At 71.6% G+C, this 9,196-nt stretch carries 11 protein-coding genes, 1 pseudogene and 1 riboswitch; of the genes and pseudogenes, 11 read left to right on the plus strand and 1 reads right to left on the minus strand.

The features are described 5' to 3' along the window. The 8 genes and pseudogenes from L0B03_RS09680 to L0B03_RS09720 all read left to right on the plus strand — a co-directional run. Window positions 1-289 (plus strand): annotated as a pseudogene (locus L0B03_RS09680) (methyl-accepting chemotaxis protein); the annotation flags it as partial. A 264-nt stretch (window positions 290-553) separates the two neighbouring features. Beyond that, window positions 554-2,251, plus strand: a complete 1,698-nt coding sequence (locus L0B03_RS09685) for a methyl-accepting chemotaxis protein (protein WP_250445602.1) — start codon at window positions 554-556, stop codon at window positions 2,249-2,251. Between the two features lie 104 nt (window positions 2,252-2,355). Then, on the plus strand, window positions 2,356-3,453 hold the full coding sequence (gene cheB / locus L0B03_RS09690; protein ID WP_250445603.1) for a chemotaxis-specific protein-glutamate methyltransferase CheB: 1,098 nt from the start codon (window positions 2,356-2,358) through the stop codon (window positions 3,451-3,453). Beyond that, entirely contained in the window at window positions 3,450-4,280 is an 831-nt protein-coding gene (locus L0B03_RS09700) for a protein-glutamate O-methyltransferase CheR (protein ID WP_284501615.1), read from the plus strand. The genes cheB and L0B03_RS09700 overlap by 4 nt, the downstream gene beginning before the upstream one ends. Beyond that, window positions 4,277-4,660, plus strand: a complete 384-nt coding sequence (locus tag L0B03_RS09705; RefSeq protein ID WP_250445604.1) for a response regulator — start codon at window positions 4,277-4,279, stop codon at window positions 4,658-4,660. The genes L0B03_RS09700 and L0B03_RS09705 overlap by 4 nt, the downstream gene beginning before the upstream one ends. Beyond that, the gene (locus L0B03_RS09710; protein WP_250445605.1) at window positions 4,657-5,127 is read left to right on the plus strand and encodes a chemotaxis protein CheX; all 471 of its coding nucleotides are present in this window, start codon (window positions 4,657-4,659) and stop codon (window positions 5,125-5,127) included. The genes L0B03_RS09705 and L0B03_RS09710 overlap by 4 nt, the downstream gene beginning before the upstream one ends. Before the next feature lie 43 nt (window positions 5,128-5,170). Continuing rightward, entirely contained in the window at window positions 5,171-5,533 is a 363-nt protein-coding gene (locus L0B03_RS09715; RefSeq protein ID WP_250445606.1) for a response regulator, read from the plus strand. Next, a complete protein-coding gene (locus L0B03_RS09720) occupies window positions 5,530-6,033 on the plus strand; it encodes a hypothetical protein (RefSeq protein ID WP_250445607.1) in 504 nt (167 codons plus the stop codon). Before L0B03_RS09715 ends, L0B03_RS09720 begins: the two co-directional genes overlap by 4 nt. A 127-nt stretch (window positions 6,034-6,160) precedes the next feature. Here L0B03_RS09720 and L0B03_RS19570 read toward each other — a convergent pair whose 3' ends face one another. Further along, on the minus strand, window positions 6,161-6,823 hold the full coding sequence (locus L0B03_RS19570; RefSeq protein ID WP_250445608.1) for a M15 family metallopeptidase: 663 nt from the start codon (window positions 6,821-6,823) through the stop codon (window positions 6,161-6,163). 153 nt (window positions 6,824-6,976) lie between these two features. Further along, a riboswitch (cyclic di-GMP riboswitch) is annotated at window positions 6,977-7,051 on the plus strand. Between the two features lie 15 nt (window positions 7,052-7,066). On the opposite strand from L0B03_RS19570, the gene L0B03_RS09730 reads away from it, so the two are divergent. The 3 genes from L0B03_RS09730 to L0B03_RS09740 all read left to right on the plus strand — a co-directional run bounded on the left by L0B03_RS09730 (window position 7,067) and on the right by L0B03_RS09740 (window position 9,131). After that, a complete protein-coding gene (locus tag L0B03_RS09730) occupies window positions 7,067-7,231 on the plus strand; it encodes a hypothetical protein (protein ID WP_250445609.1) in 165 nt (54 codons plus the stop codon). A 246-nt stretch (window positions 7,232-7,477) separates the two neighbouring features. Then, window positions 7,478-8,377: a phosphate/phosphite/phosphonate ABC transporter substrate-binding protein gene (locus L0B03_RS09735; RefSeq protein ID WP_250445610.1), complete on the plus strand. Its 900-nt coding sequence runs from the start codon at window positions 7,478-7,480 to the stop codon at window positions 8,375-8,377. Window position 8,378: 1 nt separating this feature from the next. Beyond that, window positions 8,379-9,131, plus strand: a complete 753-nt coding sequence (locus L0B03_RS09740; protein ID WP_250445611.1) for a phosphonate ABC transporter ATP-binding protein — start codon at window positions 8,379-8,381, stop codon at window positions 9,129-9,131. Window positions 9,132-9,196: the final 65 nt, after the last annotated feature.

Consider the following 9,196-nt stretch of genomic DNA (forward strand, 5'->3'; position numbering starts at 1 on the left):
CGGTGCGGTGGCGGCGATCGGTCAGATCAGCGACATCATCGCCAGCATCAACGACTACCAGCTCACGATCGCCAGCGCGGTCGAGGAGCAGACGGCGACCACGAACGAGATGTCCCGCGGGGTCACCGAGGCCGCGACGGGCTCGGGGGAGATCGCCACGAACATCACGGGCGTGGCCTCCTCGGCGCAGACCTCGACCGAGGTCCTGGGGCAGATGGGCTCGGCGATCTCCGAGCTCGCCCAGATGAGCGCCGACCTGCGCACGAGGGTCTCAGCCTTCACCTACTGAGACCAGCAAAACTCCAGGTCCGCGCAGCGACCACGGCCCGGCCCCGACCCCCGGGGGCCGGGCCGTCCTGCGTCCCGCGCTGCACGTCCCTCAGCACACCCCTCAGCACCCCGAGGCATGATCACCCGTTCGCCAGCCGCTGACCTTCGCAGAACCATCACATCTCGCGCGGTCGCGCCGATGGCACGCAGGAGAGGGAGGCCCAGGTCACGCCGTGGCCGAGCCTGCCCTCCCGCTGCACTCGCGACGACGCAAGGGGTAGTCATGCTGATGAAGGGCCGCCGACGCTCGGGGACGCGCGGGATCGACGTCGACCCTGCCCCCGAGGACCCGGGCACGCGTGCGGAGTCCGGCGGGAGCCAGCCGCGGCGTCGTCTCGGCTCGTGGTTCGCCGACCTGTCGATCCTCGTCAAGATCCTGGCCCTCGTGGCGATCTTCGCCGTGGTGGGCGTCGGCCTCGGGGTCCGGGCGGCCTCGGGCATGCAGGAGCTGGCCGGCGGCACCGCCGAGCTCTCCCGCATGCAGCAGGAGCTCGCTCAGCCCATCAACCGGATCCGCGAGGACCAGGCCCACAGCACCGGCATCGTGGCCCAGGTCGCGGCCGCCGAGTCCGAGGGGTTGCGCGGTCCGTGGCTGGCGCGCCTGGAGACCACCGACGCCCGGATCGAGGAATCCATCGCCACGGTCGAGGCAGCCGGGGGCGCCGACCTCGACGGCTGGGCGGAGTTCGTCGAGGCCCGTGCGCAGTGGGTCCAGGTACGCGACACCGAGCTGCTCCCCGCCGCCCGCGGCGAGGACCAGGGTGCCTACGAGCGGGTGCTCGGCATCTCGGCCGAGCCGCTGACCCTCACCTACCAGAACGCCCTGGACCAGGTGCTCGCCGACCTGACCGTCCGCATGGACGCCATGGCCGAGGCCGCCGCGGCTCGCGCGGCGCTGAGCCTGCGGATCATCAGCGCCACGGTCGGCATCGCGGTGCTCATCGTGATCATCTACGGCGTGTCCACCGCCCGCTCGATCCGCCGGTCGGTCAGCAGCGTCCAGCGCTCCCTCGAGGCCATGGCCGACGGCGACCTCACGGTCCCGGCCGACGTCCCCACCCGCGACGAGATCGGACGCATGGCCACGGCCCTCACCACCGCCCAGACCTCGCTGCGCGCGACCCTCGCGGGGGTCGTCGAGCGCGCCGCCGCCCTGGACGGCACCTCGCGCGAGATGGCCTCCTCGGCCCACGAGGTCTCCTCGGGGGCGGCCGACCAGCAGGTCCGCACCGAGATGGTGGCTGCCTCGGCCGAGGAGGTCAGCCGGAACGTGCAGTCCGTGGCGGCCGGCACCGAGCAGATGGGCGCCTCGATCCGAGAGATCGCCCAGAGCGCCGACGACGCCGCGACCGTCGCGAACGAGGCGGTGACCCTCTCGGGCAAGGCCTCGACCACCGTGGCGGACCTGGGCGCGAGCTCGGCCGAGATCGGCGACGTGGTCAAGGTCATCACCTCGATCGCGGGCCAGACGAACCTCTTGGCCCTCAACGCGACCATCGAGGCCGCCCGGGCGGGGGAGGCGGGCAAGGGCTTCGCCGTCGTCGCCGGGGAGGTCAAGGAGCTGGCGCAGGAGTCCGCCCGCGCCGCCGAGGACATCGCCCACCGCATCGCGGGCAACGCCGAGCGCACCGAGGCCGCCATCACCGCGATCGAGGAGATCACCCAGGTGGTCAGCCGCATCAGCGACTACCAGACCACCATCGCCAGCGCCGTCGAGGAGCAGACCGCGACCACGGCCGAGATGGCCCGCTCGATCACCGAGGCGGCCACCGGCTCGACCGAGATCGCGGGGACCATCGCCGAGGTCGCAGGCGGCGCCAGGGCCTCCTCCGAGCACGCCGAGCTGATGGGTGGACGCTCCGACGACGTCGCGACCATGGCGGCCCAGCTCCGTGAGCAGGTCGGTCGTTTTCGGTTCTGAGACACCCCCGTCGAGCACTCACATCCACCGCCCCGCGGTCGATCAGTAGGCGGACCGGCAGACAGCAGGTCTCAGCAGGTCCCCTCAGCCGAACGGGAGGTGTGATGGCACGCATCAGGGTGCTCGTGGTCGACGACTCGGTCGTCGTCCGCCGGCTCGTGACCGACGCGCTGTCCTCCGACCCCGTCATCGACGTGGTGGGGGTCGCGGCCAACGGTCAGATCGCCCAGACGAAGGTCGGCCAGCTGGCCCCCGACCTGGTCACCATGGACATCGAGATGCCCGTCATGGACGGCATCGACGCAGTTCGTACGCTGCGTGGCGCAGGCCACCGCATGCCGATCATCATGTTCTCCACGCTGACCGAGCGCGGGGCGACGGCCACGCTGGACGCCCTCTCGGCCGGTGCCACGGACTACGTCACCAAGCCGGCGAACGTCGGCAGCGTGACCGAGTCCCTGCAGCGGGTCGCCAGCGAGCTGATCCCCCGGATCAAGGCCCTGGTGCCCCGCCCCGCCGGCGCCCCGGAGCGACCTGGCGCCGGAGCGCCCCGTACTGCCCCGGCCCCGCCCGCCCGCCGTCCTGTCGTTCTCCGCGCCCGCCCCGAGGGCCGCAAGGTCCGCGCGGTGGTCGTCGGCTCCTCGACCGGTGGTCCCGAGGCCCTCTCCCAGGTGATGCGTGGCATCACCGCGCCGCTGCCCGTGCCGGTCGTCGTCGTCCAGCACATGCCACCGGTGTTCACCCGGCAGCTCGCTGCCCGTCTCGACCGGCTCGGTGGCAGCACCGTGGTCGAGGCCACCGCGGGTCAGGACCTGCGTCCCGGCACGGTCTACATCGCCCCGGGTGACCTGCACCTGACGTTGGAGCCCTCGGCCTCGGGGGCCCGCACGGTCCTCACCCAGGGCCCGCCGGTCAACTTCTGCCGGCCCTCGGTCGACGTCATGTTCCGCTCGGCGGTCCAGGTGTTCGGCGGTGACCTGCTGGGCGTGATGCTCACGGGCATGGGCTCCGACGGCCGCGCCGCCACCGAGGACCTGGTCCTGGCGGGCGGCACGATGCTCGTCCAGGACGAGCCCACGAGCGTGGTGTGGGGCATGCCCGGTGCGGTCGCCACCGCGGGGCTGGCGCACGCCGTGCTGCCCCTGGACGAGATGGCCGCCGCCATGGTGCGCGGCGTCGAGGCGGGGGTGACGGTGCGATGACACTCGCCAACGACAGCTTCCTGTTCGTCTCCGACCTCGTGCGGCGCCGCAGCGCCATCCAGCTCGAGGCCGGCAAGGAGTACCTCGTCGAGAGCCGGCTGCTGCCCCTGGCCCGGACGGCCGGAGCGGCCGACGTCGACGCCTACGTGCGCTCGCTGCGTGCCGCGCCCAGCCCCGCCGCCCTCGAGGCCGTGGTCGAGGCGCTCACCACCAACGAGACGTCCTGGTTCCGCGACGCCCAGCCCTTCCAGGCCCTCACCGGGCACGTGGTGCCCACGCTCCTCGAGGGTGGACTCCCGGGCTTCGCCCCCAGCCTGAGGGTGTGGTCGGCGGCGTGCTCGAGCGGGCAGGAGCCGTACTCGATCGCGATGGCCCTGGCCGACGTCGTGCCCCCGCAGTCCCTGCGCATCACCGCCACCGACCTCAACGAGAAGGTGCTGGCCCGCGCCCGTCTGGGCCGCTACTCCCAGCTCGAGGTCAACCGCGGTCTCCCCGCCCCGATGCTCGTCAAGCACTTCGTGCGGGCCGGCACCGACTGGGAGATCGCTCCGCAGCTCAAGCAGGCGGTGACGTTCCAGCGGCACAACCTGCTCGACGCGCCGCCGTCCGGAGGGCCGTTCGACGTGGTGTTCCTGCGCAACGTCCTCATCTACTTCGACATCGCGACCAAGCGAGACGTGCTGCGGAAGGTGCAGGGAGTCCTGCGCCCCGGCGGCTACCTCCTGCTCGGCGCGGCTGAGACCACCATCGGGGTCGACGAGGGCTGGGAACGTGTCCCGGTCGGTCGTGGCTCCGTCTACCGGCGCACCGCGCGGAGGGCAGCATGAGAGCACTGGTCATCGACGATTCACGCACGATGCGGCGGATCGTCTCGGGGGTCCTCAAATCCATGGGCTTCGAGACGGTCGAGGCCGGCGACGGTCGCCAGGCCCTCGACGTCCTCGAGTCCGGCACCGAGATCGACCTCGCCTGCATCGACTGGAACATGCCGGTCATGAACGGTCTGGAGTTCGTGACCTCGGTCCGCCAGAACCGCGAGTGGCGGGACATGACCCTCATGATGGTCACCACCGAGAGCGAGCAGGGGCAGATCGTCCGCGCCCTCGCGGCCGGGGCCCACGAGTACCTGATCAAGCCCTTTACCCCGGACGCCGTCCGCGACAAGCTCCAGCTCCTGGGGCTGGTCGATCTCGAGGAGTCAGCATGAGCATGGACATCGATCTCGCAGCCTTCGCGGGGACCGACCCGATCTACGTGATCACCGAAGAGGTGTTCACCGCGATGATCGACGGCGAGGAGGGGTACCTGCGGCACTGGGACGGCCCCGCCCCCGTGATCCTCGACCCGATGCACGCCTGGGTCGACGTCAACGGCACGACCTCGGGCCGGGTGCTGCTCACGACCGAGCGCGGCACCGCCGACGAGCTCGCCCGGGCCCTGCTGCAGATGACGCCCGACGAGCCGGTCTCCCCGGAGGACTTCGTCGACGCGCTGGGCGAGGTCGCGAACGTGGTCGGGGGTAACGTCAAGTCGTTGGTGCCCGAGCCCGGGGTCCTCACGCTGCCCCAGGTCACCCAGGAGCGACCGCCGACCCTGCCGGACGCCCTGATCTACGAGCTGGCCCTCGACTGGCGAGGCCGGGCCGTGGTCATCAGTCTGTGGAAGCTGCCGTGAACCCGCGACCTTCCGAGTACGACGCACGAACGAGGTGGAACCGATGAGAGTCCTGGTCGCTGATGACAGCCGCGTGATGCGGCAGATCGTGATCCGTACCCTGCGTCAGGCAGGCTACGACTGGTGGGAGATCAGCGAGGCCGCCGACGGCGCCGCTGCCCTCGAGCACGTCAAGACCGAGCAGCCCGACTTCGTGCTCTCGGACTGGAACATGCCCGAGATGACCGGCATCGACATGCTGCGTCGCATGCGCGCCGAGGGCATCGAGACCCCGCTGGGCTTCGTCACCTCTGAGGGGTCCACCGAGATGCGTGAGCAGGCCGACGCCGCGGGCGCCCTGTTCCTCATCGCCAAGCCCTTCACCGCGGAGATCTTCCGCGACACCATCGACCCCTTCCTCGCATGAGCGCCGGCGAGGTCACGCGCCCGACCCCGCTGCCCCCGGCCCTCGAGGTCCGCGAGCTGCTCGAGGGGCTGCTCGGGCGCGACGTCGAAGGCACCGTGGGCACGCCCGTGGTGGACCCGCACAAGGACCCGGGCGCCGTGGTCGGCGTGTACGTCGACGACATGCTGAAGCTCCGGGCCCTCGTCGTCATGGAGATGCCCCTCGCGGCGTACACGGGGGCGGCCATCGCGCTGATCCCGGCCCGCACCGCGCAGGACTCGGTCGAGGCCGGCCTCATCTCGCCCATGCTGTTCGACAACACCACCGAGATCCTCAACGTGGGCGCCTCGCTGTTCAACCACGACGGCTGCCCGCACCTGCGGCTCTACGAGACGTACGCCCCGCGCGAGACCCTGCCGGCCGACATCGACAAGTGGGTCCTGGCCTACGTGCAGCGGCTCGACATGGAGCTCGACGTCACCGGCTACGGCAAGGGCAACATCTCGGTCCTGGTGGTCTGACTCCTCGCCTGCAGGCCGGTCACCCGCGGCCACCGGGCATCACGGACGCACGAGCCCCCGCCTCGACCTCGGTCGGCGGGGGCTCGTGCCGTTCTCGGGCGGTTCGGGGGGGCAGACGTGCTGCGGGTCAGGCCTTGTGCGGCTTGAAGGCCCAGTGCCAGGGCTCGCGCGGGACGTCCTCGACGAACCCGTAGTCCTTGGCGTTGGCGCGCATCCACGTCTGGGCCTTGGCGTCGAGCTTGAGGTCGACGGCGATCCCCCAGCCGTGGTCGCTGGTGCCAGGCACGGCTGCGAGGCCGCCCTGGGAGTACAGGCCCTTGCGCTGGACCAGGTCCACCTGGGACGCGTACGTCCGGTAGGAGTCGGTCATGCCGATGGTCACGCCGTCGCGCCGGGCTGCGGCGTGCATCGCCTCGTAGGACCGCGCGGCGGGGGACCAGAGCTTGTGGCCGCTGCCCGAGATCTGGCTCAGTGCGTGGTCGGGGACCTTGCCGTTGCCGAACTGCTTGAGCTCGAGGGGGATGCCCTTGGCGTCCACCTTGCCGGTGGTGCCGCCGGCCGCGCCCTGGGCAGCGCCTGAGGCACCCGTCGCCCCGGTCGCATGGGTGATCACGCTCTGGCTGGCGACAGCCTTCTCGAGGGCCGCACCGAAGGTGCCGGCGGTCGAGCTGGTCGTCGCGGTGCTCACCGTCCCGAGCACGGGGGAGCCCCCGACGGTCGGGGCGGAGACGGATGCGATCTGCGACTGGATCTGCGCGATCCGGCTGGTGATCCCGGCGATGGCCTCCACGCGGGCCCTTCCTGTTGGGGGGGGGCGGACCCTTCTCCCATCGGCCGGCCGCGCAGCCCTGTGAGGGGTGGGCGGGTGAAAAGGCTCGTCCGAACGGGTGGCTGACGCCAGATCTCGGCGTGGCGCGCCGGATCCGACCTAGGCTCGTCCTGTCAGCGACAACGGCAAACCCGTCGAGAGGCGGGGACGCAAAGCCACGGGACCCATGCGGTCAGCCGGGCTACCGAACGAAAGTGGTGTGCCATGCAGGACAACGCGCTCGGCCAGTCCGCCTACCGCTCCTTCGACGAGGACCGCTCGGTCATCCTGCCGGACACGGCCCCCGTGCCGCCCCAGATCCTCGCCCGCTGGGCCGCCCTCGCGAGCCAGCGCTCCTACCAGGGCCTCCTCCCGCAGCAGACCGCCTAGCAGCTGAGCCCGCAGGGCTCCCAGGACGACGCCTCGCTCGCGCACCGCCCCCCGCGCAGCAGGTTCCCGGCCGAAGGCCGCGGCACGTGATCGATCGTGCCGCGGCCTTCGTGCGTGCGGGGGGCCACGACCTGTTCACCTGCTCGGCGTGATCGTTCCGCCAGGTGCCCTGTCCCGTTCACCCCGGTGCCACCTGAGACCTCTAGACATCTAGGTGTCAGAGAACGGACCGAGAGGACAGGGATCGTGAACACCCCCCAGCACGGCATCCGAGCAGGGCTCCTCGTCACCGGCGCGGTGCTTGCCATGAGCTCTCTGGCGGCCTGCGCCGACCAGTCGGCCTCCGCCGCCCCCACCACACTGCGCTTCGCCGTCACCGACCTGCAGGGGCTCGAGGAGCTCCAACGTGAGTACGGCGCCTTCAAGGACGTCCTCGAGGAGCACACCGGCCTCGAGGTCGAGTTCTACGCCGTCAACGACCGCACCGCGGCCGCCGCGGCCCTCGACAACGACCACGTCGACGTCGTCTTCACCGGTCCGGCCGAGTACGTGGTCATCCACGAGAACACCGGGGCCGAGCCGGTCGTCGCGATCCGGCGCCCGGGCTACCGCTCGTGCGTCTACACCTCGAGCGAGAGCGGCATCACCGCGATGGACCAGCTCGAGGGTGAGCAGGTCGCCATGAGCGACATCGGCTCGACCAGCGGGCACCTCGGCCCGTCGCAGGTGCTGCTCGAGGCCGGGCTCGAGCACGGTGACAACGTCACCGTGCTCACCGTCGGCGACGCCGTGCACGAGGCCCTGGTGCGTGGGGACGTCGCGGCGGTCGGCATCGGCTGCCACGACTACGAGGAGTTCATGGCCACGGCCGAGGACCCGTCCGACTTCACGCTCCTGGCCGAGGGCGACCCGCTGCCCCCGGACCTGCTCATGGCCCGCGACGGCCTCGACGAGGAGACGGTCGAGACCCTGCGTGAGGCATTCGAGGGGCACTTCCCCGAGCTGCTCGAGGCGATGCTCGAGGGCAAGGACAACGCCAAGTACTCCGGTGCCGAGCTCGTGGTGGTCGGCGACTCCGACTACGACGTGGTCCGCTCCATGTTCAAGGCCATCGGCGTGGACGACTTCACCGAGTTCGTCGGCTGACGTGGCTGCCGCAAGCGTCGAGGTCCGCGGCCTGACCAAGGTCTACGCCGACGGCCACCGCGCCCTGTCCGGGATCGACCTCACGGTCGAGCCCGGGCAGGTGCTCGCCCTGGTCGGCTCCAACGGGGCCGGCAAGTCCACCCTGCTGCGCTGCCTGGTCAGGCTCCTGGAACCCACGGCCGGGACCGCGCTGATCGACGGGGCGGACACGACCACGGCGAGCCGTCGAGAGCTGCGGGCCATCCGGACCCGCGTCGGCTTCGTGTTCCAGAAGCCCGCCCTGGTCGGCCGTCTCAGCGCCTTCACCAGCGTGGTGCACGGGGCCATCGGCCGGCGTGGCAGCCGCTGCGCCGTCCCGGCGCTGTGCCCCGAGGACGTCCGGGAGCAGGCCATGGTCGCGCTGGACCGGGTCGGACTGGCCCACGTGGCCGGCCGTCGGGTCGACGCGCTCAGCGGCGGTCAGCAGCAGCGGGTGTCGATCGCCAGGATGCTCGTGCAGGACCCGGCGATCATCCTGGCCGACGAGCCGGTCGCCGCCCTCGACCCGGTCAGCGCCGTCGAGGTCATGGAGCTGCTGCGCGACGTCGCGGTCGAACGCGGTCTGACCGTCCTGGCGGCCCTGCACCACCTCGACTACGCGGTCACCTACACCGAGCGCATCGTCGGGCTGCAGGGCGGGCGTGTGGTGCTGGACCGCAGCACCCACGAGTTCGAGACCCGCGAGCTCGACGCCGTCTACGCGGGCGCCTCGTGAGAGGGCCTGAGCTCGACGGCGCGCCGAGGACGCCCCCGGGGCCGACGCGGCCGCCGTCGGCCCCC

Source organism: Actinotalea sp. C106 (genome assembly GCF_023630195.1).
GTDB lineage: Bacteria > Actinomycetota > Actinomycetes > Actinomycetales > Cellulomonadaceae > Actinotalea.

Excerpts from the sequence above, each read along its gene's own strand:
- L0B03_RS09700 (WP_284501615.1), top strand. The coding sequence starts at position 3,450 with ATGACACTCGCCAACGACAGCTTCCTGTTCGTCTCCGACCTCGTGCGG.
- L0B03_RS09730 (WP_250445609.1), top strand. The coding sequence starts at position 7,067 with ATGCAGGACAACGCGCTCGGCCAGTCCGCCTACCGCTCCTTCGACGAG.
- L0B03_RS09685 (WP_250445602.1), top strand. The coding sequence starts at position 554 with ATGCTGATGAAGGGCCGCCGACGCTCGGGGACGCGCGGGATCGACGTC.
- L0B03_RS09705 (WP_250445604.1), top strand. The coding sequence starts at position 4,277 with ATGAGAGCACTGGTCATCGACGATTCACGCACGATGCGGCGGATCGTC.
- L0B03_RS09710 (WP_250445605.1), top strand. The coding sequence starts at position 4,657 with ATGAGCATGGACATCGATCTCGCAGCCTTCGCGGGGACCGACCCGATC.
- L0B03_RS09720 (WP_250445607.1), top strand. The coding sequence starts at position 5,530 with ATGAGCGCCGGCGAGGTCACGCGCCCGACCCCGCTGCCCCCGGCCCTC.
- L0B03_RS09715 (WP_250445606.1), top strand. The coding sequence starts at position 5,171 with ATGAGAGTCCTGGTCGCTGATGACAGCCGCGTGATGCGGCAGATCGTG.
- cheB (WP_250445603.1), top strand. The coding sequence starts at position 2,356 with ATGGCACGCATCAGGGTGCTCGTGGTCGACGACTCGGTCGTCGTCCGC.